Genomic DNA, 24,056 nt, shown 5'->3' on the forward strand with positions numbered 1-24,056 from the left:
TTAACAATCGAATTAAGTTGATTAAGCGACAAGCCTATGGCTTTATGAACTTTGATAACTTTCGAGCAAGGCTATTAGCTTGCTTTTCTGATTAGGTTTGCTTATCACCTTGACTCCAGAAGAGCCATGGTAATTAACCGGACATGATATAATATCTGAAATTTATAAATTCTGCGAGCATGGTAAATTACTGGATAGTCGGCGCTTTAGCAATAGCTTCTGTCTGTTGGGCAGAAATCATCCGAGATTTTTATCACGTCGCGTCTCATTATGTGCCGGCACTGCAAAAGCTGCACAATTGGCATCACCGCGTTTTCCGCCCGAATTTGACGCCCGTTAGCGAGACAATTTACAAGCAAGCGCACTGGCGTCACGATGTGCCCGAAGCTGCGGCGATGATGGTTTTGGGCTTGTTGCTGTGGGTTTTAGCTTATTTTGCCTTGCCGGAATATCACTGGGGCGCAGCAGCGGGTTGTATTTATACTTTAAGCTTTTTGTTGAGCGCGATCGCCCGCGCGATCGGCATCAAGGGCGCAGACGAGTTAACCGACATCACCCACCAACCGGGAAACTTCCAAACTATCCCCGGTAAATGGTTTGTGAATAAACCTTACCACTGGAAGCATCATTTCGACAATCAAAATGCTTACTATTGCGGTACTTTCACCTTAATAGATAAACTTATGGGTACAGCACTTTCTCTCAAAGGCAAAACTGTCGCCGTCACGGGCGCATCGGGAACCTTGGGGCGTTTGCTTCTGAAACACCTGCAAAAAGCTGGTGCAAAAGTTATCGCCCTCTCCTCTGGAAATGAGGAAATTACTTTGAATGCAGACGGCGAGATTTTGCCTGTAAAAACCGTAACTTGGCACGCTGGCGAAGAGGCTGATTTAGCTAAAATGTTAGAAAAAATCGATATTCTCGTCATCAATCACGGGATTAATGTACAGAAAGAAAGAACCGGAGAGGCGATCGCAAACTCCTACGAAATTAACACTTTTTCGGCGTGGCGGCTGATGGAACTGTTTTTCTTAACAGTTCGCACTAATGAAGATATAGCTTGCAAAGAAGTCTGGATCAACACTTCCGAAGCAGAAGTGATTCCCGCTGTCAGTCCCCTGTACGAACTCAGCAAGCGCGCCCTGGGAGATTTAGTAACTCTGCGACGGTTGGATGCGCCCTGTATCGTCCGCAAACTGATTTTAGGGCCGTTCAAAAGCAACTTAAACCCGATCGGCATTATGTCTCCTGACTGGGTAGCGCAGCAAATTGTCAAACAAGCTAAAGCCGATGTCCGCAATATCATCGTCACAATCAATCCTTTGACTTTGATTGTTTTCCCAGTCAAAGAATTCTTTGTTTCTTCGTATTTCCAACTCTTCAGCCGCAAGACAGTTGCAGAGATTAAAGCAGCGGCCACAGCGGAAAAATCCAGCGTTGAAGCTAAGATTAATTGACAAAGAAAAAACGCAGAATATCGGGCGGTTGGAAACCGCGACTACACAGACAAAACCCGCCTCCGCGGGTTGAAGACAGGCCGTTAAATTTACGTTATTATCTTCAGTCGGCGTCCGGCGGACATCGTTTGTATAGACGCGGTTTCAACCGCCGAGTTTCTACTCCGATCTAATTGCTAACCTCAGCCATTTCAATCACTCGGCCATCATAATCCTTAACCAAAAAATTAAGCGGCTTTTCCCGGCGAATTTTATAACTAATCCCGCGAGTTTGTACTCTCATTAATAGCTGATCCAAACAATCGCGATCGAAACAAACATGACGTTCGCGATTTTTTTCGCCTGCGCCAGCCCCGCTAATAATATGCAGTTGCGTATTTTTCATCAACTGATACCACAAACCCTCGGGACTCCCCATCGTTTGAGAGCTCGTTCCCCTCCCGACATTGGGCGACAAATACAGGGGGTCGATACCCGTTGTCCCCAAGGTTTGCTCGTAATTATAGTAGTAGTGCAGTGGCACTTCTGCTACAGGGAGGCTTAGCATACCTTCATAGAACTCCCTCGCCTGTGCGAGATCCGATACCATCACCGTGTGTACCTTGGGAGCACTGGTGAGAAACATCCACATCGCCCCCGCATAGGCGGCTAGCAGCATCACCATGATCCCTTGAGTGGAAAACAAGCCGTCTAGGGGTAAGTCGGGCAAAAAAGAGCTCAGGTACAAGGGCCGAAGTCCAAAAGCAATAAAACTAACTGCTAGAGTCATGAATTATAAGAAAGGGTAAACAACGAAATTTATCAAGATTGCGGTCGCGATCGCCCGCGAGACTTAAACTATTAGCTTAGGCATCTAATATAGCAAAAACTAGCGATTAGGCCCTACCCGATGAAAGTCTTTGTCTACGGCACTCTCAAACCGGGGGAGTGCAACTATCTGCGCTACTGCGAGGGAAAGGTTGTGGATGCTTTGCCCGCGATCGCCCGCGGCCAACTTTTTGCACTGTCGATCGGCTATCCTGCAATGGTGGCCGGAGAGGGCATCGTCTGCGGTTTTCTCCTCTGTTTCGCGAATTCCGCTATTTTGCACGATTTAGACAGACTGGAAGACTATCATCCGCTGCGGGAACCGACCCAAAACGAATATCAGCGGGAAGAAATCGAAATTTGCGATCGACACCTCAAACCTCTAGGCACAGCTTGGACATACTTCATGTTACCCGATCGCGTTCGCGCTCTAGGAGGCATCTGGCTGCCCGATGGGACGTGGGAAAATCGGTTTTTCACAAAATAAGATAAGACGGCGGTTTCAACCGCATCTTACCTTATTCTTTAACCCGCTCCCGTCGCGTGAGTGTTTGTATTGACGCGGTTGAAACCGCCCGGTATTGAGATCCCAAGCGTATTGCGATCGAATCTGTAACCGTAATCTCGAACAGATACATTTAACCCGGCAAATCCAGGACTAAGCCTGATACTACCGTGTATGGCAATACAGAAAAAGCTGCAAGCTCTCCTGTCAAGGAGGTATCTCTCAAAGCTTTCAACAAGATATTGAAAGCGCCATTTGAATTTATGTCCACACTTTGAACTGGTTTTTGATGTTTATTCTTCCGTTATGCCTACTACAAAACTGCCATATTTAACAGCAGCTTGATGCTTCAACATTTGCTGGAAATGATAATGACTCAAAGTGACCATGGTCTTAGCTGTTTTAGTCGCTAAAGCATTTTTTTTTCTCAGTCTACACTACCAGCTTTTACCTAATTATTCAAGAAGTTTCTAGAAAATCATTTACTTTGTATCAACAGTTTGAATCAACTGCGGCACAGCCCGATCGACTTTAGCCATTTTCTTGCGAATCTGGCTGATATAGCCTTTCTCAAAAAGATGAGGTATGGCTGACAGCTTACATAACCGCTGAAATCAAGAGGGCTGAAGCCCAACAACGTACCTCATCTTTGTGAAAACCGCTATATGCACGTCCACCACTCTCTCTTCTGATGCGTACATCGATTTCCAACCCCAGATTTTTTCGATTATTTGTTGGCGGCTCCAAGATTCACCCGGATGACTTGCCAAAAAATGCAATATCTTAAATTCCATCGCTGTTAACCTGATAACTGTGTCGTTCAGTGTTACTTCCCGACGCGCTGGATCGATCGCAAATCGATCGAATACAATCCGTGATGGAGTCACACACCTCATGCGTCTCAACACAACTTCGATCCGAATTGCCAACTCCGCCAGACCAAATGGTTTGCAGATATAATCATCAGCACCTGCGGACAGAACTTTAAGTCGATCGGCTTCGTCTGTACGGCTGCTAACCATGACCACAAAAACATTAATACGGCGCTGCATTTCCTGGCACAGATCATAGCGTGTAGTATCCGGCAAATTCCAATCGAGAATTACTATCATCGGGTTGAATTCCTCAAATAATGCTAAATGAGTCTCGCCATCTGCGGCCGAATGTACCTCATATTTCTGATTCAACAATACTGCTGAAGCAGTCTCCCCATGTGCATTAGCAGTCAAGACAAAAAACTTTATTTAGGGTAAATTTAAAACTTAGGCATAGACCAAAGAAACCGGGTTTTTTCCTTAATATGCAGGTTACAAGGCATTTTTTCGTAAAAAGCCCGGTTTGTTGCCACCCGTGCGTACAGTCATGTTAGCGAAGGGTAAATCCCAGCTCGTTCCAGGTAAACGGACTTGTTTCTGCCAATTCTCCTTGCAATTTTGCTTCCAAGTCAAAGGGCTTACCACAATCCCAAATTTTAATTTCTAGGCGTTCTGGAAATACTGTTATTTCTAACTCGATTGGAGTTGCTAATGGCAGGTCTTTGTGAGCATGGCGAACAGCATTTGTAAATCCTTCGATTGTGGCAAGTCTCCATTGGTGAAAAACTGGTTCTGGAATCGGTAGATGCTCTAATTGATCGACCCAAGATAAAACTTTATCAACAGCCTTGATATCAGAATTGCTTGTAAGGCTGATTTTTTGAAGTGGCTGGTTTGAACTGACCTCGGATTCGGTATCTCGTTGTTTTTGAAACCATTTATTTAAAACATCGATCGGTCGCTTAACACCACTAACTTGAGTGCTGTCTTGGGGCTGATAATGTTTCATCAGGAACAAACAGTTTCGACTGTCATAAGTGCGGGTATATGTTAGCTCATCGGCTATTTTCCCAAGGACTTTTATGCCTATCCCACCTGACGGAATTTCATCCATGTTATCTCTCATTAGATTGCTATCCTTTGTCATTATTTAATGGGTAATTTTTTAGTTAAAAAAGGAGTGGCTTTCTTAGACTGGAGTGCGAACATCTGGATCCCTGGAAATATAGAGCCAATTTGGCATATACAGGCTTAGCTGTGGGGGACGATCGCACTCAAGCACAAAAAACGAACGGTTTTTACGAAATAGGGATGCTCCCGTTGTAGTCCTTATCATTGTCTCTTGGTTGCTCGCGTCTTGACAAACTCAGTTGGCGATCGCTAAACCGATCGAAAACTGACATTGACAAATAAATAAGTAAATTATACAATGACGACCCTCAAAGCCTCTGAGGAGGGACGAGAAAGAATTAAGCAAGCTAGAAGCGAGAGGGGATGCACTATAGAAGAACTCTGATGGCTGGTAGAAGCGAGTCAAGAGTTAGAGCGCGATCGCCCTTGGACAGAAGTCAGGCCCTATGCCGATGGCCTCTGGCTGCCTACTTAGGGGCGTTGGCGATCGAGTTTAATTGCGATCGATCGCCCTCCCGTTCACCTTTAGACTGGAGACCCAGTAGAAATGATATAATAGCCAAAAGTTTTTAGAACAGTTGGCGATCGCATTAAGACCAAAGAAACCGGGTTTTTTGCGTAATCTATAGCCTATAAGGCGTCTTTTCGTAAAAAACCCGGTTTTTGACCATCCGTGCGTCCAGGACTGTAGAACTAAAGATCGTGCACATTACTCTAAAACCCGATCGCAATCAATTCAATGAAGCCCAAGTCCAAAAAATAAGACGGCGGTTTGAAACCGCGACTGCACAAACGAATTCCGCCTCTGCGGAATGAAGAAACCGCCGGGTATTCAACCCGCTTGGAGTGGGTTTTGTTTGTATAGACGCGGTTTCAAACCGCCAGGTATTCAACCCGCTTGGAGTGGGTTTTATTTGTATAGAAGCGGTTTCAACCGCCCGGTATTCTTAAAAAATATTCCGTTATCGATCAAAACAGAAATTTTACTGCGCCTTGGGCGATGACTTGTGAGGGCTTACTACAGCTTTCGGAATATCCATCACCGGTGCATTCACCCCAAGCATCAAATCGTTGGGATTAACAATCTCTACTACAGGCTCGTTTAAAGCAACAATCAAACCGTCAGATTCAGGAAGAACGGGGGATGTAGCAAACTGGGGAGAAAACAATTGACGGCTGCCAGCGACACCAGCCACTGCTGCAATCAACAAAGCTGCGATCGCACCTCCACCCAAAACCCAAATCCGTTTCGTCTGGCGTTTCTCGCGCTGCACAATCTTTGCAGCCAAATCCTGTGCAGATTGTTCCGCAGCAGGTACGGGCATTGACCCAAAAGCCTGTTGCATCATCATTAGTCGCGAGTACAAACGCTTCGTCGTGGGGTCGTTTGTCAGCAATTCCTCAACTTCCCGGCGTTCTGCCGCCGTCACTTCGCCATCGATGTAGGCACTCAACAATTCAAAGCGATCCCGCATCATAGTAGTTACATTCCCTTGGGGATAACTTTTGTTACCTTGACTTTGGGCGAGCGAATCCCCAATATCTTGATGATTCTGATTTTTATCCGATTCAAATTTAGAATTCATATTTCACACCACTTGTAAAATTAGCGGAAGCATCTGTTCGCTATTAGAATGATTTACTGCTTATTTATATTGTAAAATAGAAGCTTTGATGTCACAGCAAACTTCACCAAATCTTCTTAACCCGCCTCGGAAATCACCCTTGTTAATGACCGTCGAGATATTTTTGCAATTGTAACTGCAACCTTTGGCGAGCTCTAGCAATTCTTGACTTGACCGTTCCGAGAGAAACTCCGGTCATTTCCGCTATTTCTTCATAGGCTAAACCTTCAATTTCTCTCAACACAATTGTCGTGCGGAATACTTCCGGCAAATCTGCGATCGCCACTCGCAACTGATCGTAAAATTCTCTGGTTGTCAAATCTTCATCCGGCCCCGGACTGTCGGCCGGAAGTTCCCAATCAATCTCCCCATCTTCCAGAGCACGGGGTACGTCTAACGACAGCGGAGTTCGCACCCGCTTGCGCTTGCGTAACTCATCGTAAAACAAATTAGTGGCGATGCGACTCAGCCAGCCCCGAAATTTAACTGGCTCTTGCAAGCGGTTAATATTGCGATAAACTCGAATCCAGACTTCCTGAGCCAAGTCTGCTCGGTCTTGCCAGTCAGGGGCTAGGTGATACAGAACCCTGTCTACGTGGGACTGATACCGCTTCAAAAGTTCTGAAAAGGCAGTGCTCTCAGGTCGATTTCCTTCCTGACACCGCAACACTAAGTCATAATTAGAGAGTTTTTCGGATGGCAATTGCACTCTTTGAACGGTCGCCACAACCGCAGACCAGGACACGGAAATAAATTCGCTCATGTGTGGAATTGGCTCATCGAACATTCCACTGTGTTTGACGCTGCCCGATCGCGATTGGTTCCTGGACTCGGAAACTGCGATCGACTTCTGACTAATGACCGGTAACTTCGCACGCTCCAATACTAACCCAACTGCTAGAACCATCGGCCCAATGTTCCTTTTTCCAAATCGGTACATTGTGTTTGAGCGTATCTATGGCGTACTGGCAAGCTGCAAAGGCTTCCCCCCGGTGGGGACAGCCCACAGCCACCAGCACACTGATTTCCCCCACCTGCAAGTGTCCGACGCGGTGGTGAATGACGACCCGATTGACATCGACCCACTGGCGGCGCATTTCAGTAGCGATTTGCTGGAATACTCGCACGGCCATCGGTTCGTAGGCTTGATATTCTAACGAAACTACAGCTTGACCGTCAGTTTGGTTGCGGACTGTACCGCTCATCATTACCACGGCTCCGTTCGCTGGGTCATCTGCCAAAGTGTAGATTTCCTCTACAGACAAAGGAGCTAAGGTAATGGCAAAACTGTCTTTACTATTCCGTTGAGGAATTGTGCCGATCGAAAGTGCAGCGCTATAGTTCATTGCGAAAGAAATGGTGCTGGAGAACTCGATCGATCTTGACACAAATCAAGTCGCGAGCGATCGATCTTGCATCTTTGTCATGGATACATAAAAGTCAATCTTTAGCAAGATGTCTATGGCCCCGAACGGCTGTAACAGTGCGATCGGGTCAATATAACTCGCCCGAACCAAATTCACACGGTGCCCGAAGATGAGTAGGAGACTTGTGCAATCGAACAGTCGATCGGGCTGTAGCAACTCAATCAGTAAGCACGCAAAAATAAGCAGTATCATGCCCAACTCACTGCCAGCCATCTTCAACTCAAAGCGATGACTCTATTCCCTTTTGAATGATACAGTTAAGTTTAATTTAACCCCGATTGCGATCGGCGCAGTCCAAATTTTCAGCAGAAAATGTAAACTTTATTTATTTTTTGCTCCACCAAGCTACTTAAATGACATGATATACCTGTGCAGAGTTGAGCCAAATTGGCCTATACTCGGCAAAAGCAAGACGGTAACAACCTCCCTCTTGCGCCTGTTCTGACCAAAGAACCAGACGCAAACTCCGGGATACCGACACCGGGAAAATTCCGTTGCGGTTTCAACCGCCTTGAATATTTCTTTACACACTAATCGAAATAGTTGTGTTAAAGTCACCAAAGCAAGTAGGAGAAACCATCTACGTCTTGAAACATCCTAGTACGGAGAAATCCCGGCAACTGACATATCCGACGCCAGAAGATTCGGAATAGTTAAAGGGCAAATAATGGCAGGTTGTAGAGCGTAGTATATCTGTTGGCTAGCTATTGGCTAGCGATGTTCTGAAAGCGTCAAAAAACTATACGCAATGTTTGGAGAAATCTAAACTGAGTGGGTAGGGGCGATTTGATAGCCACGAGTGAAAATCCAGATTCGGATTTATCAAGAATCCCTTCGCCTTTAGGCATGGGGAGTATAAAGTGAGTTTGCACGAAAAAACGTTAATCACAATCACGAGGAAACTATGGAAGCACTAGCATTGAGCCACTCTTTTGTTGCTTATGAATCTCCAGAGTCCGAGCTCCAACTGGAATTGAAAATTCCTAAATCTGCCGTGGTAGGCGTTGCAGGTCTGGCAGTAGCCCTGTCTATTCTGAGTGTGAGTGGCGAAGCGCAGGCAGGTTGCCACTACAAGCGCTGCGGGGGCGGTCACCGTCATCACAGCTACGCCGAAGTTGCCACCAATGGTGGCAGACTGAATATCCGCCACCGGGCCAGTCGCTGTTCTCATATCATCGGCAAGTTATATGATGGAGACAATGTGAAATTGACCGGTCATTACAGACACGGCTGGGCACAGCTCAAAGGTGGCGGCTGGGTTTCTACTGCGTGGCTTGACTAATTCTTAACTAGAGCAATTTACATTTCTAGAAAGAGTTTGAATCGTTACCAAGCTGGTCTTGGTAACGATTATTTTTCAAGAGGCCTTTGATGGTGACAAATAATCAAAGATCCGAAGTTATATCGTTAACAACTGAGAACCTAAACTTTACCGCCACCGATCAAATACAGTAAGGCCATCCGCACCGCTACGCCGCTGGTAACTTGCTGAGAAATCAGGCTAAATTGCGGATCGTCCATCAAATCCGAGCTAATTTCCACGCCGCGGTTAACTGGGCCCGGGTGCAACACCTTCACATCCGGCTTGCAAAGTTTCAGCCGATCGCGCGTAACTCCATACAAAGCATGATACTCTCGTAAACTCGGCAGCAAATGCTGGCTCATCCGTTCCTTTTGCAGCCGCAAAGTCATCACAAAATCAGCATCGGCCAAAGCAGGTTCAAGCTGCCAGTGCAAAAATAACTTACCTTCCCTACCATCGCCGCACTCAGCAAACAACAGCGGCAATAAAGTCGGCGGCCCGGCTAAATGAACCTCAGCCCCCGAAGCCGTTAAACTCCAAATATTAGACCTCGCTACCCGGGAATGCAAGATATCCCCCACCACAGCAATTTTTTTGCCCGCTAAAAGTTCTAGTCGCGGACGTTCGGCATCTAACAAAGAACAAATAGTAAATAAGTCTAGCAAACCTTGCGACGGGTGTTCGTGCTGGCCGTCTCCAGCATTGAGAACGCTGACTCTCGAACCCAAACGATCCATTTCTGAAGCAATTGTACTGGGAACTCCAGCCTGTTCGTGCCGGATCACCATCAAATCCGTTCCCATCGCCAGATAAGTCTTAGCCGTATCCAGAATAGTCTCCCCCTTCGTCAGAGAAGAACTGCCTGGGGTAAAATTCAGCGTATCCGCCGACAGCCGCTTCGCCGCCAACTCAAAACTGTTGCGAGTCCGGGTAGAAGGTTCAAAAAACAAATTCGCGACCACTTGACCCTGCAGGGCCGGCACTTTCTTGGTGCGGCGGCCGAGCACTTCCCGAAAACTGGCGGCAGTTTGCAGCACCGTGTCGTATTCGTCGGAGGTAAAATCAGCCAGAGTGAGAATGTGTCGCCTTTTCCAAGTCATACAATTTTAGATTTGAGATTTGAGATTTGAGATTTGAGATTTAGGATGATGGGTTGGGAACTTACCAGAAAGAATTGGTTGAAAGCCCCAAGTCTTTGAGGGAGAAATTAAAATCAGACTATTCATTACTCCAATACTCGGACTTAAGGGTAGAGGTCGCTCTCAAACTGTCCCAGGTCAACTGTCCCAGGTCAACTGTCAACTGTTGAATTGCACGCCTGTGTCGGGCGGTCTACAATGTTCGATCGACAGTCGCGGGGATGCCGATCAACAGTATCCAACAATTTTTGACCACCTTTGCCGTCAGTAGAGTTATAATTAGTAGATGGCGGATCGGACTCCCCTCTCACAGCAAAGCCAGCCTTGAAGCTGAAACAAGTGCGTGGGGTTTAGTTTACTCGCCCGAAAGCGGAAATTAAGCTGTAGTAGCGCTCAAGCAGTAATTGCAGTTTCTCGGAACCTCAGCCTTGTCAAAAACCAGCCTTCAGCAGCCATTGCATCTGCTATTATGTGGAAATAATCAAGGAGGCAGACCTCCTACTGCCGATCGACAGCATATAGCGGGACATTCCAAAGATGATTAATTCTTTGCAGTCGGTCTTGACTCTTCAGTCCTGCTTATAGCCCCTTGTCAAAATGAACTGTGTTAAGATACAAGTTGAATATGTAGCTTCCCGACAAAAATCTACACGTATCTTGGCGAGACTGTTCTTGGCGAAACTGCGGTAATAAGTGTGCGCTGGGAAGTGGTAATTACACAAGATTTAAACAATTCAAGAGGTATTATGAGCCAGCAGGTTATACAGCCGATGGTTAAGTTCCAACGTCAGGTGCATTCTCTCGTCACGTCTGGCATTATCCAGCCAACAGACAGCATTTGGAAAATAGCTCTACTTTATGGAGATGAATGGCCTTACTGGAAACAGCAGCTCCTAGAGTTTGATTTTTCCATGCAAGACCCCGTGAGCGAGTTGATAGCTGTAGAAGGTTGGGACGAGGAATAACAGAGGAAACCGACGACTTTGGTTGGGGGAGAAATTAAAATAAAAAAGCGATCGGCTAAATTTCATCAATAAATTTTCCGTCGCTAACTTTTTCCCTCTTATCTCTTCCTTCTGACAGTTGATAGTTGACAGCTTGTCTGAAGAACACAAAGTCGTTTTTCATATTTCTTTTGATATCGGTGTTGAATTTCGGGCATACACCAAATATACTGTGGGCAGGTCGAAAAAAGAAAATTTCCAATGCAACTCACGTACAAATACCGCCTCAAACCCACAAAAGCCCAATTAGGAACAATCACTACTCACCTAGAACTCTGTCGCCGTCAGTACAACTACCGATTGAGTGAAAGATTTAGATGGTGGGAAGCGACGAGAACACCTGTTAACGCCTGCCCCTTAACTGCATCCATAGTTTCTGTCGAGGAGATTTATCAAAATATTCCTTTGACTAGAGTGCAAACTAGAGATGGTAGAAAGAAGGATGAATCAGGCAATTCTTTGACCAGGAAAGGTGATGTTTTTTCAAACATTGAGAGTGGTTAGGTGCAGTGGCAAACCATTCAGTTAGCGGATCTGAAAAACACTAAAAAACTGTTTTCTGATTACAAAGCCTTGAATTCCCAGGTTTTACAGGATGTGGTTAACCGAGTGGAAACTTCCTTTTCAAACTTCACCACGCCTGACAAAAATGGCAATCGCAGAGGCAAACCTAAATTCAAGGGATTCCATTACTACAAATCTTTTACTTATCCTCAATTAGATAATTTAGATATTATCAAGGATGAGCAAAATAGAATTTGTGTTGACCTAGCGAAGATAGGTCAAGTGCCGATGGTTTTCCATCGTCCAATACCAGCAGGATTTAAAGTTAAGACGGGGACAGTTATCAGAGAAGCAGACGGGTGGTATATTGCCCTGACGCTAGAAGATAAGACAGTTCCCGTAGCGGTTGCAGAAATTCAACCGACTGATAAAAACACTCTTGGTATCGACTTGGGGATAACCAATTACGTCTATTTTTCTAATGGTGAAAGAGTTGAGAATCCTAGATTCTTGAGGAAGTCGGCTCAGAAATTAGCAAGGCTTCAAGCAAAACTAGCGTCGAGAGTTAAAGGTTCTAAACCCTGGAGAATTATCAAGGACAGGATTTCTAGGCTGCATCAATTTGTAGCTAGGGCGAGACTTGACTTTCAATTCAAAGTTGCACATGAGCTGTTTGGCAAATGCGATGTTTTGGTCGTTGAAGACTTGAGTCTCAAGAATCTAACTAGACGTGCCAAATCTAAGACTGATATCGAGGATGGCAATTTAGTTTACTTGCCGAACGGTCAGTCAGCTAAAAGTGGCTTGAATAAATCAATGCTTGATGCTGCTCACGGTCAATTTGCTAGTGTTCTCAAGTATGTCGCTTGGAAATTGGGTAAAAATGTTTTGTTCGTCGATCCAAAGGGAACTTCTCAATATTGTTGGAACTGCCTCAACAAAGTACCGAAAGAATTGTCTCAGCGGTGGCATTCTTGTCAATGCGGTGAGTCTTTGGATCGAGATGAAAACTCAGCTAAACTTATTAGAAAAATTGGTCTGAATCATCAAAGTGGCGGGGGAACTCCGTCACTCAAAAAAGCCTTTGCAGAAAAGGAAAAAGAAGCCTGCGGTCTAACGGTACTCCGTTGACCGTCAGGTTCGTTCACAGACAAGTGGCTAGAGCCCTAGCTAATTGTTGAGCAGTTTGAAAGCGATCCCCAGGTTTAGCTGCGGTGGTTCGTAGAATGACCTCCCGCAACTTCGGGGCGATCGTTGGAATATTCTCGAGCTTAAATCCGTAACCTCTAGCAATTTTTCCGTAAAACTTTTGAGGGCTTTGGGCTGTCAGCAAAAAAATCAAAGTCGGCCCAATAGCATATAAATCTGACTGAGGGAGAGGCTGTCCCCGGTCTTGTTCTGGTGCGGTGTAGCCTTCAACGCCGATGCGAGTGCCCGGAGGAGTGCCGATTTCTTTAACGGCGCCAAAATCCAGCACTGTAATGCCATTGTCGCGGTGGCGCACTAGCAAATTGGCAGGTTTAATATCGCGGTGGACGATCGGGGGTTTTTGAGAGTGAATGTAGTCCAAAATTTCACAGGTTTGGATCATCCACTCGATCGCCTGTTGGGGAACAACTGGCCCGCGATTGTAAATGCGTTTTTCTAAATCCTCGCCGTGGAGCATTTCCATCACCAAATATTTTTTGCCACCTTCGACAAAAAAGTCAAAAAACTGAGGAATGCCTGGATGGTGCAGCGCTTTGAGAGTTTTAGCTTCACGTTCAAACAGTTCTTGAGCTTTGACTATTTGAGCCATGTCAGCATTCATTTCCTTGAGAACTACCAGAGAAGCTGCGGGAGAACTTCCCGGTTGTTGAGCTTTGGCTTTCTGTCGATCCCAGGCTAAAGTTGTTGTTCCCATACCGCCTTGGCCCAAAGTTCGCAGCACTTGGTAGTGGCGGATTGTGCGATCGACTTTAATCGGTTCCCCACAGTGGATGCAGAATAAATTACCCGGCGGATTTCCAGCGTGGGTACACTGTGGCGTGCCAGAATTGAAAGTAGGGATCGCCTCAATTTTGCCCCCGACTTGAATAGTCAGAACTTGGAAATGCAGAATTGGGCCGCCCCGCGCCAATTGGATCAGGGCACCGTCGGATATCCAACCCTGAGACATGAGAGTACCGTTAACAAAAGTGCCATTTGTCCCGGAATTGACTAAATACCACTGGCGGTTAGCACCGCTTTTAACTCTTTGCAATTCCACGTGATCCCGCGACACCAAAGCATTGGGAATCACAACATGATTTTCAGGAGAGCGGCCGATGCGGACAATGGACTCGTTCTCGAAACTCCACTGTTGCAGAGGGGTATTTTTTTCTGGATCTAAAAGAGTCAGCAGCATTTTAGATTGATGTGATTAATCTGCTAATAACTAGCAAGAGTTGCCCCACTTCTGGGTAGGCAATTTTTTTGCCCGCGCCAACTGTCATAGCTGGCTATTGAAACAGGAAGTAATAACTAGAGATCGATCTGTTGCATCTTTCCCGAAGTAGGTATTATTACAAGAATTTTAACCCTTAGCTTTATCAAACCTTTATTAAAGCACATTTTTTATTAAAGATTGCACAAAGATGCTATTGATATCTAACTTTAATAAAATATTTCGCGTACTATTACTGATAAATAGATCGAGTTAGTTGCCGAAGCATATCTACTTAATTGTATCAAAATTAAGGACAAAATAACATGATTAAAAGTTGGCAAAAAGTTGCTGTTGCTGCTGCTACCATTCTTGGATTGGGGGCGACAGCAGTCAAATCAGCAGAGGCTGCATCAGTGAAATTAACTTTTTTTCAAGGCCTGGATACTCCTGTAGCTGTAGGCTCTTTCAGCTATGATGAATCGACTCCTTAGGAAGCTATTTTTCCGTCAACAATGTTGGGACAACCTGCTTTAGAAATTAAGGCTAGCGATAAATGGTTTGTCGTAAAGGACTTTGCTGTAACTTTATTCGGGCTGTCGTGGAACTTGTCCCAGGCTAGCTTTGACAGAGCTAATATACTTTCACCTTTGTTGTGGGCACCGTTGGATCCACGATCTCAATTAAAAGTTGTTACGGCAAGTTTTTTCCCTTTCGGTTCCGCAGAACCTACAGTATGGGGAAATTGGGTATTTGGAAATATACGAAGACTTCCAAATCTGGCAATATTTGGGAATAGCCAGGGGCCAGAAGGCAGTATGAGCTGGCGGCAAAATGGTGGTGTCCTATCAAACGGAATGTACCTCCACAGCGGATATGTAATAGCAGAGGAAGTCAAGCCTTGCTCTGAAAACTCTGAGGCTGTTCCCGAACCTGCAACAATTGCAGGTTTAACTCTGGCAGCCGCCGGCTTGGGAGCGGCAAAGAAAAAGTTTGGAGCATCGAAAGTCTAAAATCGAAATGGGCCCACCTGTGCCCGAATGATAATTGCCGTGATATTGTCATGACCGTTGCGCGTGTTGCCCAGTTCAATCAAGTCGGCAACTCCCTCCTCGAGATTAGCTTGGGGATTGAACAGAGGTGCGAGAGTTTCACGCCAGTGAGTTTCTAACAAATCATTATCTGTCAAACCGTCGGAAGCCAAAATCAATAAAGTATCTTCGGACAAGTCTAAAAACTGCACGTCTGGCTTGAGAAAATTGCCGTCTCGCGGGCCAATGGCTTGAGTTAGTTGATAGGCGTCGGGACGGGAATAAGCAGTTTCGGCGTCAACCCCGCGCTTAATTTCGCGCTGGCCTACTTCGTGATCTGAGGTGATTTTTTCTAGTGTCTGTCCCTTTCGGAGTCGGTAGAGACGACTGTCGCCGACGTGAGCAACGGCGAATTTGGTGTCTTGAACTAAGACTGCGACTAGGGTTGTACCCATGCGGCCGATGCCAGAGCGACCGTCCTTTTGATTGATTTCAAAGATGGCTTTGTTGGCTAGCAGCACTCCCTGCCGAATGGTATCAGGCTCGGGTAGTTGATTTTCCCAACAGGTTTGGAAGAATTCTCTGAGGGTTTCAGCGGCTAATTGACTGGCTACTTCTCCGCTGTCGTGTCCGCCCATCCCGTCGCAGAGAATGTAAAGCCCTTTGGTTTGAAAGATGCGACCGAAGGATGTTTCGAGTTTGTTAAGCTGAGTCCAGATGCTGAAAAAGTCTTCGTTGTGCTCGCGGGTGCGGCCGACATCGGTGAGACCTGCGTTTTCTAAACTGTAAATCTGGACGGGCATGGGCTGAGTTAAGACCTCACCAACAACTTCGGGGGGTGAGTTATCGGGGATGTCTGTTTGGAAACGGGTGGGGGTTAAGGTTGGTGAAGGTGCGGGTTGGAGTTCGAGGGGAACGGTTTCCAGGCGCGATCGCAATTCTTCTATAGTGTTAATCTCGCCTTTGTACATTTGTTGCAGCAGTTCGAGCAAGGCGCCAAACTGAGTGCGCTCGGACTGGTTAAATATCGCCTGCCACAATTGCCCCAAATCTACCAGTTGCAGGTTTGAGCCGGCGGGTTCGGGATAGAGGTATTGCAACCGCAAAGAGGCAAAGGAAAAGGAAGAGTCGGGATTGACCCGCAAATTTGTCAGTTCCAACAAGCTTTGGCGGCAGCGCCAGGGTTCGAGGGCCGCCCAAAGTTCGGTCATTTCGTGCAGCCAGTACACAATTTGCTGGGTGGAAGTTTCGGGTTGACTCCAGCGTTCTACCAGCAGCGGCCATTGCGAACAGTCTTCTAGCAGCAGTACGGCCTGTTGGTTGTCTGACCAGCTATCGTGAATGACTGGCAGGTTGTGAGAGAAGTGCCACCGCAGTGCCAGATAAGGTTCAGCTATGCCTTGGCAAAGTTCTGCTAAGGCGGAATTGGTCGCATTTTCTCCGGCTTCGATAGCTGCGGTGTAGGGGGATGTGCGTTTGGCGACGCTGGCAGAGTTGGCTGCTAGCATTGCTTTGAGGGGTGACAGTTGCAGCGGCTGACAGTCCAATACTGTTGCTGATACTGTGTCTGAGGGTTTTCTTGCTGGCAAGGTTTCTAGGAGTTGGTAGCGCTGCTGGCTGTCTAGATACGCTCCTGCTGGCTGGGAAGGGATTAAATATTCGGAATAGGGGGCCCAGATTGTTGGGGATGGGGGAGATGCGCCCTCGGGGTTCTCTGTTGCTTCCTGGGTTGGTTCTGGCGGTGGTACGGTCGTGAAAATGTTGTCCGATGGGGTTATTTCGCGTTCTGGTGTTGTATTAGAGCTTTTTTGGTCTGTTTGAAAGGATTCGGTGGCGATCGCCCCCACGACAATTTCAGCGCCACTAATTTCTGGGCTGCTGGATTCGGCCGCATCAAGTTGTGGAGAATCGGCGGTGATTTCTGTTTTAATGGTGTCTGCGATCGATTGGGGAGAGTTTTGGGTCGATCGGGTTTCTGGAAAATTCTCGGTTTTTTGTGTAAGCTCGGCTGATAGTATAGTTGACTCGTCTAGCTCGCCTGCTGGAAAGTTCGATCGACCGCAGATAATCGCCCGCCACACTTGACCTGTTGTGACGCCACAATTCTGACATAATTCGGCGCTAACAGCGACTTGGGTTCCACATTGGTGGCAAGCTTTGTAAGTTAGGGAATTTCCGCATTGTTGACAAAACTTGTTTAGATTGGGATTTTCAAATTGGCAGCGGGGACAGAGGAGCATAGGGGTTTTATATTGGAGATGTGCGATCGAGTGAAAGCGGTGGAGAAGTTTTGGGTTTGGGGTGGTAAGTTTTGACACTCTCAGGTCTAAAGACACCGAGATTCTGCGGACAGAATAGGCTTTGGTAATATCCAAAGTCTAACTCTCGCTGGGAGTCGTCAAACACCGTCTACCCAGTTGGTTTAAGCCTACACCTAACTTACTGGCTACTTTTCTCAGAATGTTGGCAGCACCATTTAAGTCTGCATTCACCACCCTGCCATTAGCTGACTGATACAAGCCACGTTTAATTCGTTTTCCAGATGCTTTCCACCCAGATGGTTTTTCACCATGTTGGGGCAGGGAGTCTCCATCCAAAAAACTAGCTTTCGACGTATACGCTTCTTCGGTTTCAGCAAACCTAATGCCATGCAAATCACAGAGTTCTTTTAACCTATTTTTCAGTTTACCTAAAGGCATTTGAACAAACTTTTGATTATTCACTTTGCCGAGATTACTGTTAGACTTGAAACCTTCATTCCACCCAACTATCAGCGTGCCAATTCCGGATTTCAGGCAATGGTTGACGATCAACTTTGCAGCCTTATTGATACCATCACGTATTTGGTGATTGCGTTTGCGGGTTACACGGTCTAGCCAATAATCCCAATAACCTTCTGGCTTTCCTTCTGTTCTCGTTGCTACTTTCTTGTTCCACAATTGATTCATCGCTTTCATAGCACGAGCATCAATCAAGAAGGAGTTTCCTAATGTATCGACACAAGCTGCTAAATTATCAGCCGTTCCCAAATCAATTGATAACGCTTGATTAATGTCCAGATTATGTGTTTTTTTTTCAACCTCGTAGGACATCTCAAGATAAAAAGCACCATTCTTAGGGAGAATTGTAAACTCTTTAACATCAGAAAAATCAAGATTTGATGGCATAGGTAGAAAGAATTCAGAAACTCCAAACCACCTTCTCACCGTCAAACCCAAGGAAAATTTTAACTGATTGCCAACAAGTTTCGGTCTTAACCCTCCAGAATTAGGATAAGCTACTTTGAACAGCTTAGACCCTTTCAGGTATCCCGGTGGCTTGGGCTTAAAATGCAATTGACCTTTGATGTACAAATCTCTTAATTCTTTAAAAGATTTGAAGGCTTCGGTGACAGACATCAATGTTTGTTGCATTGGTGTTGATGGCAATGATTTAGCAACCATTGATTTTGAAACTGACGATTCAACAGACAAGTCAAACTTTCCAGTCAACAGTTTTCCGGTCTTAAAAAAAATCTGACGAGCCAAATAAACGCCACTATTATACAGTTTGCCAGATTGTTGACAGAGATACTCTAACAAAGCTTTAAGCTCTTTGTTAGGAGACAGCAATACTGGCTGAACTCCCATTATTTTTTTTATTTTATTCACCTCTGTTTTCCTGAATATTGCTTGACTTGTCTACTTTTGGCTATTATACTAGACATCTCAACCTCGCTCCACAAAATATTTAAGAAAAAATAAATAAAGAACACGGGGACTCAAGTCCCTCGCGTCGCTTCCCTCTCAGGACTAAAGTCTCTGAGTTTCCCGCATTCCGTATTGATTTACGAGTTTTGAGTTTTGAGCGTGACTCGCAACGGATAACTCCCATTGCCCTACCACTTATTTTATCGGCATCGATTCAGAACTAATACCAATTCTCTAAAATTGTGCAACAGTCTTCGACCCCCCCTAGCCCCCCCTTGCTAAGGGGGGGAAAGAAGAATACTGTTGCATTCTTTTTTAAAATTGGTATAAGATATTTCTTAAAACTCAGATGCGACATCCATGTCAGGAATCAGCCCTGCGAGGGAGAGGGGGAGAGGGGGAGAATGGGAGAGGGGGAGAATGGGAGAGGGGGAGAATGGGAGAGGGGGGGGAGATGATTGAGATGATTGAGATATAGAATTTAAATTGGGTACAGTTTGGAAGCATTTACTATCTAAGATTTTGCCTGTTTGCCTGACAAAAAACTGATTCGATCTGTGGGACGGGCCCGAAAGCCTGTTATATCGTTTCCGGTTGTATCGTCAGGTGATTTAACCGCAGAGAACACAGAGGACACAGAGAGAGAAGATAGAGATGAATACAGGACGATGCAATCGGATTTGATATTACGGAAAAAAGTGCAAGGTCTCAATTAAAAGAGAGTGTCTGTATAATCTTCTTGGAAAACGGTCTCTCGGGCGATCGACACAATGGTAGAAAGAGGTACTTCACAGAAATATTTTCGCCGGAATTGTTCTTCGGAGACTGCGGCTAGGAATTGCGCTGCGTAACGGGCGGCGATGGGGGAATTGGGCACTAAGAATTGAGTTGAGGGGCTAGAGAATAAGGGTTTGGAGGTTTGAGTTCCGATTTCTCTGGCTTCGGGTTGTCTGGTGATGTGAAAAGCCCGATCGCGATAATTGACTTTGAAACCCAGATGTTTTAACGTTGTGAATCCAAGTTGCAGCGACGTGTCACTGATGCCGAGTTTTTGGCGGAGTTGCTGTCGGGTGACGGGTTTGTTGGTGCGGCTGAGGTATTTGGCGATGCCAATTAGCTGTTGGCAGATTTGCTGCGGTGGTAGCAATGGAGGTAAAGTATAGGCGATCGCGAGTTTTTTCTGAGTGTGCTGTGCTTGCCGAAACCAGACGCGCAATTCGTCCCAGCTTGCGGGGCATTCTTTGAGGATAATCGAGTTTTCGCGATCGAGCATTGGTGAATTGTCAGCTAGATTGTCGATCGGTATTTCAAATTCCAAGTTTGTGCTAACTGCTAATAACTCTTCATCATTATTTCTATTCCGCCAGTCAAATATCCAATCAATTTTAGTCTGGGAACTAACTTGTTTGTCATCCGTGCGTTCCCGCACTGCTATCAACCGCACTTCATAGTTCGACGTATAAGTATTGAAATCGAGTTCGACAGTCGCATCGCACCGCCCTTCGGGAACTTCATCTCGGTAATGTCCCCACCAAATGCCGGGAAATCCTGCATGAGTAGATTCATCCCAAATTTCAAAAGAAGTTTTGATATACTTTACTTCTTTTCCCTGTGAATCTTTAATATTTCTATTGTAGATATTCTTAAACCAGCAATTTTCAATCAGCAATTTAGGTGCGGGATTGCCCATGCCGCAGGGTTCAAGCAATTTCAGTTCTTGAAATAACTGTTTGCCTAATTCCGCAACTGTAATTTTCAAGTCTGCTAGAACTGGTGCCGCTGTCAAACTATCTGCGCTGTATTGCTGTCGGAGTTGCTGATTTATAGCATCCGTAAATAGCGGGATATTTTCAACTGGGAGACTCAAGCCTGCCGCGAAGGGATGACCGCCGAATCTATCCAATAAATGCGCTTGGTCTTTGACTAATTGATAAAGGTCGATTTGATTGGCAGAACGGGCAGAACCGCGGGCAATTTTAGATTTTGTATTTTGGATTTTAGATTGATAAAGTGTTTCTGAATCCGAGTCAAAAGAATCTATAAATTTAGTTTCTGGAATACTTTCTTTGATTTCTTCACTTCCTTCCGTGCAGAATAAAATTACCGGGCGGCCGTATTCTTGGGCGATTTGTCCCGCCACTAATCCTAATACTCCTACGGGCCATTGTGGGTCGCTGAGGACGATGACGCTGGTGGTTGAGAGGTCTAGTTTTGCTAGTTTTTCGGCTGCATCTTTTGCCACATCTTTTTGCAAAGATTTGCGCCTGGTGTTGGCAATTTCGGTTAGATTTGCTAGTTCTTCGCAGCGTTTTTTGTCCCGGCTGGTGAGGAGTTCTACGCAGAAGCTGGCGTCGCCTTGAATGCGACTGACGGCGTTGATTCGGGGGCCGAGGCCGAAGGAAATGTCGGTTGGGCGATCGCCCGCTCGTTTGCACAGTTCGAGTAATTTTGCAACTCCCGGACGGGTAGGATTTGTGATTTGTTTTTGCAGTTGTTCGATGCCGAGTTGTGCTAGGTAGCGACAATCTCCTGTAAGTTGGACTAAATCGGCAATTAAGCCGATCGCCACTAACTCCAATAAATCGGTCAGCGGTCGTTGCGGAATATCCGGCAATGTGTGGTATAGTGCTTCGATTAATTTGTAGGCTACCGCAACGCCGGACAGGTTAAACAGTTGGTGGTTGGGCGAAAAGTACCGGGGATTGATGATTGCCGTCGCTGGAGGGCGATCGTCCGGTAATGTATGATGATCCGTAATAATTGTATCAATACCTAGACTTGTAGCATATTCGATTTCCGTGATATTTGTGCTACCAGTATCGCAGGTAATAATTAAGCTAATTCCAGATTTATGTAACTTGTTTATTCCGGGAATATTAAGACCGTGAGATTCTGTTAAGCGATTGGGAATGTAATAAGTTAGTTGGTCATTTTGATCAAAAAACTCTCCCAGTCCATCCCACAAAACTGAGGTTGAGGTAATCCCATCCGCGTCGAAGTCTCCCCAAATAGCGACTTTCTCACCGCTGTTTCGTGCTTGCTGGATTCTTTCCATCGCCCAGTTCATTTCTAAGCCGAATTCAAACGGACTTGCTGGTTGGTAAAGTTGGGGATTCAGGAAACCTGGTATTTCTTCCGGGTTTTGAATTCCTCTATCCCAGAGAAGTGCAGCCGCATAGTTTCCTGGGAGTTCTGGCGCATAATTTCTGACAGTTTGAATCAGCCAGTCTGGGGGTTGAGTTAAGGGTTGATTTTGCCATTCTTGAAGTGTTTGTGTCATAAGTTAATTCATTAATTCAAGCCGGGGCGGGTTCACCAAAAAATTTTAATTCAAATCGACAATATCTATAAACCTGCCCCCACCGATCGAAAAAAATTTATAATTCCAAACCTCAGAAACCGGGTTTTTTCCTAGATTTGTAGTTACTGAATGCAAAACTTCGTATAAACTGGGTTTTTCGTCTTCCAATGCGTTCAGGATTGACATAATATTATGCCATGTCGAGTAAGTCAACCATAATTATAGTAGGGGCGGGTTCGCCAACAAACTTTAATTCAAATCCATAATATCTCTAAACCCGCCCCGACCGAGCTTTAGTTAAATAGATATTTCCTCGATTATAGTAGGGGCGGGTTCGCCAACCAACTTTAATTCACACCCATAATATCTCTAAACCCGCCCCGACCGAGCTTTAGTTAAATAGATATTTCCTCGATTATAGCAAGATTTGGCAACCAATTTGTGGGAGTTTCTGCTGGAAGATTTGATGAGGAAGATGTAGAGTCTTGGGTTCGGTTGCAGCGAGTGGCGAATTGACAGGAATCGCAAAGATTGGAAATAATTGGTACTTGGGGGAAGAATTCGCCACCTTCGGTATAGCGCTGTCGCCAGTCGGTTAGCTGCTGCAATATTTGGATTAAATCTTGTTTTGTGCGATCGTGTTCTATTTGATTGTAGGAAAATGTGAGTTTTTGTGGCGGTTCTTCTCCTTGCAATTGTACGAACCAGTATGTCATGGAAACTTGTTCCGGGGAATAGTCGCTAGTTTCTACTAAAACGTATAAATAGAGTCGGGTTTGCCAACTTTCGGCTATCCATTTTGATTTTTGAGGGCGGGGATAGGTTTTCCAGTCGAGAATTTGGGCAGAGTTTGGTTCGGCTATTAGCAAGTCATAGATAACGGTGAATAGGTAGTCTTGAAAAATCAGGATGCGGGGGTGTTCGGCTTGGCGGAAAATTTGGTCGCTATTTTCTGAATTCGCAAAAAGTTCGGGGGCGGCGTTGATAAATGCTGCCACACATCGTCCTAATTCTGGGTCTTGTTGGGTGATGGATTCAATCGACAATCCTAGTTCTCGCTGCTGCATCAAAAGGTGAAAATGACTTCCCCACGTGAGTTTTTCTTTGTGTTCAGGGGAGGCGGTGCTGGCGAGTAGTTCTAGGTAGCTATGCTGGAATTTGCGGGGGCATTCTTCGAGGATTTTGAGTTGGGTTTGGGAGAGTCGCAGCATTTTTGAGGTGTGATTTTTTTCAGCTTGTGGTAAGATTTTGTTATGCAAATTATGAAAATTAGTAATTCTTCAGATTCCGAAAGAATCTATTATTTTGAGATAATTTACTTCAATCATCAGCATCAATAAATAGGGCTGACAAATCTCGATAACCACTGACAAATCGAAAGATTTCTACATCCTGTCCGATCGGCATATAGAGTATGAGATAGTTATCCATTGGGAGACTGCGTAGGCCTGGTAAAATCTCGTCTCGTTGTCGTCCAAGGTTGGGAAACTGAGCAATTTTGGCAAATTTTTCGTCGAGTTTGCTTAAAAAGCGATCGGCTTTATCGAGTCCCGATTGACTAGCGATATAGTCTGCAATTTGCTCGATATCTTGAATTGCGGGTTCGGTGAGGCGAAATTTTGGAGTCATGCTTCTGATGAAGTGTAGCGCGATCGCAAATTAGCGCGGATTTGTGCCATTGCGGTTGCACCGTCTACGACTTCACCGCATTGGGATGCTTGCTGGCCAATTAGTGCATCTCGTTGAAGTTCTTGCAATCGTCCTTGATAAATATCTTCTTGTTGTTCGAGGAGTTGAATGCCTGCCAGGATGACTTCGATCGCACTTTTGTATTTGCCAGTCGTGAGTTGACGCTGCACGAGGGCTTCGACTTCAGGTGACAAAACAATTTGCATAGTGTTGGAAAGCAGAAGT

At 45.6% G+C, this 24,056-nt stretch carries 24 protein-coding genes; 9 read left to right on the plus strand and 15 right to left on the minus strand.

Translation table 11 applies throughout. The features are described 5' to 3' along the window. Window positions 1-11 precede the first annotated feature (11 nt). A complete protein-coding gene (locus QZ938_RS28900) occupies window positions 12-95 on the plus strand; it encodes a transposase (protein WP_293158237.1) in 84 nt (27 codons plus the stop codon). Window positions 96-179: 84 nt separating this feature from the next. Continuing rightward, window positions 180-1,457, plus strand: coding sequence for a bifunctional sterol desaturase/short chain dehydrogenase (locus tag QZ938_RS28905; RefSeq protein ID WP_293144619.1), 1,278 nt, complete (start codon window positions 180-182; stop codon window positions 1,455-1,457). A gap of 169 nt (window positions 1,458-1,626) precedes the next feature. On the opposite strand, the gene QZ938_RS28910 is transcribed toward QZ938_RS28905, so the two are convergent. Further along, window positions 1,627-2,226, minus strand: coding sequence for a glyoxalase-like domain protein (locus QZ938_RS28910; RefSeq protein WP_293144617.1), 600 nt, complete (start codon window positions 2,224-2,226; stop codon window positions 1,627-1,629). Window positions 2,227-2,346: 120 nt separating this feature from the next. Between QZ938_RS28910 and QZ938_RS28915 the strand changes: the two genes are divergently transcribed. Then, window positions 2,347-2,751, plus strand: coding sequence for a gamma-glutamylcyclotransferase (locus QZ938_RS28915; RefSeq protein WP_293144612.1), 405 nt, complete (start codon window positions 2,347-2,349; stop codon window positions 2,749-2,751). Window positions 2,752-3,383: 632 nt separating this feature from the next. Here the strand turns inward: QZ938_RS28915 and QZ938_RS28920 are convergent. The 5 genes from QZ938_RS28920 to QZ938_RS28940 form a co-directional block, all read right to left on the minus strand. Next, window positions 3,384-3,998, minus strand: coding sequence for a response regulator transcription factor (locus QZ938_RS28920; protein ID WP_293355341.1), 615 nt, complete (start codon window positions 3,996-3,998; stop codon window positions 3,384-3,386). 136 nt (window positions 3,999-4,134) lie between these two features. Then, on the minus strand, window positions 4,135-4,698 hold the full coding sequence (locus tag QZ938_RS28925) for an ATP-binding protein (RefSeq protein ID WP_293158101.1): 564 nt from the start codon (window positions 4,696-4,698) through the stop codon (window positions 4,135-4,137). Between the two features lie 1,000 nt (window positions 4,699-5,698). Next, window positions 5,699-6,301 (minus strand): anti-sigma factor, encoded by a 603-nt coding sequence (locus tag QZ938_RS28930; RefSeq protein ID WP_293158104.1) that lies wholly within the window; start codon window positions 6,299-6,301, stop codon window positions 5,699-5,701. A 142-nt stretch (window positions 6,302-6,443) separates the two neighbouring features. Further along, window positions 6,444-7,103, minus strand: coding sequence for a sigma-70 family RNA polymerase sigma factor (locus QZ938_RS28935; RefSeq protein WP_293158129.1), 660 nt, complete (start codon window positions 7,101-7,103; stop codon window positions 6,444-6,446). Between the two features lie 91 nt (window positions 7,104-7,194). Beyond that, window positions 7,195-7,686, minus strand: a complete 492-nt coding sequence (locus QZ938_RS28940; protein ID WP_293181968.1) for a molybdenum cofactor biosynthesis protein MoaE — start codon at window positions 7,684-7,686, stop codon at window positions 7,195-7,197. 1,000 nt (window positions 7,687-8,686) lie between these two features. Between QZ938_RS28940 and QZ938_RS28945 the strand changes: the two genes are divergently transcribed. Next, window positions 8,687-9,049 carry an SH3 domain-containing protein gene (locus tag QZ938_RS28945; protein WP_293355335.1) on the plus strand — a complete coding sequence of 121 codons (363 nt, stop codon included), beginning with the start codon at window positions 8,687-8,689 and terminating at the stop codon, window positions 9,047-9,049. Between the two features lie 140 nt (window positions 9,050-9,189). Here the strand turns inward: QZ938_RS28945 and QZ938_RS28950 are convergent, their stop codons facing one another. Then, window positions 9,190-10,170 carry an aspartate carbamoyltransferase catalytic subunit gene (locus QZ938_RS28950; protein WP_293355332.1) on the minus strand — a complete coding sequence of 327 codons (981 nt, stop codon included), beginning with the start codon at window positions 10,168-10,170 and terminating at the stop codon, window positions 9,190-9,192. A 785-nt stretch (window positions 10,171-10,955) separates the two neighbouring features. Here QZ938_RS28950 and QZ938_RS28955 point away from each other — a divergent pair. From QZ938_RS28955 to QZ938_RS28965, 3 genes are all read left to right on the plus strand, one after another. Further along, window positions 10,956-11,174, plus strand: coding sequence for a DUF4327 family protein (locus QZ938_RS28955; protein WP_293158117.1), 219 nt, complete (start codon window positions 10,956-10,958; stop codon window positions 11,172-11,174). 240 nt (window positions 11,175-11,414) lie between these two features. After that, window positions 11,415-11,717 (plus strand): helix-turn-helix domain-containing protein, encoded by a 303-nt coding sequence (locus QZ938_RS28960; RefSeq protein ID WP_293158120.1) that lies wholly within the window; start codon window positions 11,415-11,417, stop codon window positions 11,715-11,717. Beyond that, window positions 11,718-12,848 (plus strand): transposase, encoded by a 1,131-nt coding sequence (locus QZ938_RS28965; protein WP_293365665.1) that lies wholly within the window; start codon window positions 11,718-11,720, stop codon window positions 12,846-12,848. It abuts the gene before it with no gap. A 13-nt stretch (window positions 12,849-12,861) separates the two neighbouring features. On the opposite strand, the gene QZ938_RS28970 is transcribed toward QZ938_RS28965, so the two are convergent. Beyond that, entirely contained in the window at window positions 12,862-14,103 is a 1,242-nt protein-coding gene (locus tag QZ938_RS28970) for a protein kinase (RefSeq protein WP_293355326.1), read from the minus strand. Window positions 14,104-14,447: 344 nt separating this feature from the next. Between QZ938_RS28970 and QZ938_RS28975 the strand changes: the two genes are divergently transcribed. Further along, window positions 14,448-14,615, plus strand: coding sequence for a hypothetical protein (locus QZ938_RS28975; RefSeq protein ID WP_293355323.1), 168 nt, complete (start codon window positions 14,448-14,450; stop codon window positions 14,613-14,615). A gap of 324 nt (window positions 14,616-14,939) precedes the next feature. Further along, window positions 14,940-15,134: a PEP-CTERM sorting domain-containing protein gene (locus QZ938_RS28980; RefSeq protein WP_293355320.1), complete on the plus strand. Its 195-nt coding sequence runs from the start codon at window positions 14,940-14,942 to the stop codon at window positions 15,132-15,134. Here QZ938_RS28980 and QZ938_RS28985 read toward each other — a convergent pair. From QZ938_RS28985 to QZ938_RS29015, 7 genes are all read right to left on the minus strand, one after another. Further along, the gene (locus QZ938_RS28985) at window positions 15,131-17,488 is read right to left on the minus strand and encodes a serine/threonine phosphatase (protein WP_293363544.1); all 2,358 of its coding nucleotides are present in this window, start codon (window positions 17,486-17,488) and stop codon (window positions 15,131-15,133) included. The genes QZ938_RS28980 and QZ938_RS28985 overlap by 4 nt on opposite strands. A gap of 42 nt (window positions 17,489-17,530) precedes the next feature. Continuing rightward, window positions 17,531-18,802 (minus strand): transposase, encoded by a 1,272-nt coding sequence (locus QZ938_RS28990; protein ID WP_293355314.1) that lies wholly within the window; start codon window positions 18,800-18,802, stop codon window positions 17,531-17,533. 751 nt (window positions 18,803-19,553) lie between these two features. Continuing rightward, window positions 19,554-22,121, minus strand: a complete 2,568-nt coding sequence (locus QZ938_RS28995) for a DHH family phosphoesterase (protein WP_293355311.1) — start codon at window positions 22,119-22,121, stop codon at window positions 19,554-19,556. Window positions 22,122-22,166: 45 nt separating this feature from the next. Continuing rightward, window positions 22,167-22,328, minus strand: coding sequence for a hypothetical protein (locus QZ938_RS29000; protein WP_293157511.1), 162 nt, complete (start codon window positions 22,326-22,328; stop codon window positions 22,167-22,169). A gap of 209 nt (window positions 22,329-22,537) precedes the next feature. Further along, window positions 22,538-23,353 (minus strand): PD-(D/E)XK nuclease family protein, encoded by an 816-nt coding sequence (locus QZ938_RS29005; protein WP_293355308.1) that lies wholly within the window; start codon window positions 23,351-23,353, stop codon window positions 22,538-22,540. 109 nt (window positions 23,354-23,462) lie between these two features. Then, the gene (locus tag QZ938_RS29010; RefSeq protein WP_293157505.1) at window positions 23,463-23,771 is read right to left on the minus strand and encodes a type II toxin-antitoxin system RelE/ParE family toxin; all 309 of its coding nucleotides are present in this window, start codon (window positions 23,769-23,771) and stop codon (window positions 23,463-23,465) included. Continuing rightward, the gene (locus tag QZ938_RS29015; RefSeq protein ID WP_293157502.1) at window positions 23,768-24,025 is read right to left on the minus strand and encodes a type II toxin-antitoxin system ParD family antitoxin; all 258 of its coding nucleotides are present in this window, start codon (window positions 24,023-24,025) and stop codon (window positions 23,768-23,770) included. The genes QZ938_RS29010 and QZ938_RS29015 overlap by 4 nt, the downstream gene beginning before the upstream one ends. Between the last annotated feature and the right edge of the window lie 31 nt (window positions 24,026-24,056).

It is taken from the genome of Microcoleus sp. CAWBG27 (genome assembly GCF_020883145.1).
Taxonomy (GTDB): domain Bacteria; phylum Cyanobacteriota; class Cyanobacteriia; order Cyanobacteriales; family Microcoleaceae; genus Microcoleus.

What these genes read in the sequence shown, in the direction of transcription:
- QZ938_RS28955 (WP_293158117.1), top strand. Translation starts at nt 10,956, where the DNA reads ATGAGCCAGCAGGTTATACAGCCGATGGTTAAGTTCCAACGTCAGGTG.
- QZ938_RS28950 (WP_293355332.1), bottom strand. Translation starts at nt 10,170, where the DNA reads ATGACTTGGAAAAGGCGACACATTCTCACTCTGGCTGATTTTACCTCC.
- QZ938_RS29005 (WP_293355308.1), bottom strand. Translation starts at nt 23,353, where the DNA reads ATGCTGCGACTCTCCCAAACCCAACTCAAAATCCTCGAAGAATGCCCC.
- QZ938_RS28910 (WP_293144617.1), bottom strand. Translation starts at nt 2,226, where the DNA reads ATGACTCTAGCAGTTAGTTTTATTGCTTTTGGACTTCGGCCCTTGTAC.
- QZ938_RS28930 (WP_293158104.1), bottom strand. Translation starts at nt 6,301, where the DNA reads ATGAATTCTAAATTTGAATCGGATAAAAATCAGAATCATCAAGATATT.
- QZ938_RS28915 (WP_293144612.1), top strand. Translation starts at nt 2,347, where the DNA reads ATGAAAGTCTTTGTCTACGGCACTCTCAAACCGGGGGAGTGCAACTAT.
- QZ938_RS29000 (WP_293157511.1), bottom strand. Translation starts at nt 22,328, where the DNA reads ATGTCAATCCTGAACGCATTGGAAGACGAAAAACCCAGTTTATACGAA.
- QZ938_RS28995 (WP_293355311.1), bottom strand. Translation starts at nt 22,121, where the DNA reads ATGACACAAACACTTCAAGAATGGCAAAATCAACCCTTAACTCAACCC.
- QZ938_RS28975 (WP_293355323.1), top strand. Translation starts at nt 14,448, where the DNA reads ATGATTAAAAGTTGGCAAAAAGTTGCTGTTGCTGCTGCTACCATTCTT.
- QZ938_RS29010 (WP_293157505.1), bottom strand. Translation starts at nt 23,771, where the DNA reads ATGACTCCAAAATTTCGCCTCACCGAACCCGCAATTCAAGATATCGAG.
- QZ938_RS28925 (WP_293158101.1), bottom strand. Translation starts at nt 4,698, where the DNA reads ATGGATGAAATTCCGTCAGGTGGGATAGGCATAAAAGTCCTTGGGAAA.
- QZ938_RS28960 (WP_293158120.1), top strand. Translation starts at nt 11,415, where the DNA reads ATGCAACTCACGTACAAATACCGCCTCAAACCCACAAAAGCCCAATTA.
- QZ938_RS28905 (WP_293144619.1), top strand. Translation starts at nt 180, where the DNA reads ATGGTAAATTACTGGATAGTCGGCGCTTTAGCAATAGCTTCTGTCTGT.
- QZ938_RS28980 (WP_293355320.1), top strand. Translation starts at nt 14,940, where the DNA reads ATGAGCTGGCGGCAAAATGGTGGTGTCCTATCAAACGGAATGTACCTC.
- QZ938_RS28940 (WP_293181968.1), bottom strand. Translation starts at nt 7,686, where the DNA reads ATGAACTATAGCGCTGCACTTTCGATCGGCACAATTCCTCAACGGAAT.
- QZ938_RS28970 (WP_293355326.1), bottom strand. Translation starts at nt 14,103, where the DNA reads ATGCTGCTGACTCTTTTAGATCCAGAAAAAAATACCCCTCTGCAACAG.
- QZ938_RS28935 (WP_293158129.1), bottom strand. Translation starts at nt 7,103, where the DNA reads ATGAGCGAATTTATTTCCGTGTCCTGGTCTGCGGTTGTGGCGACCGTT.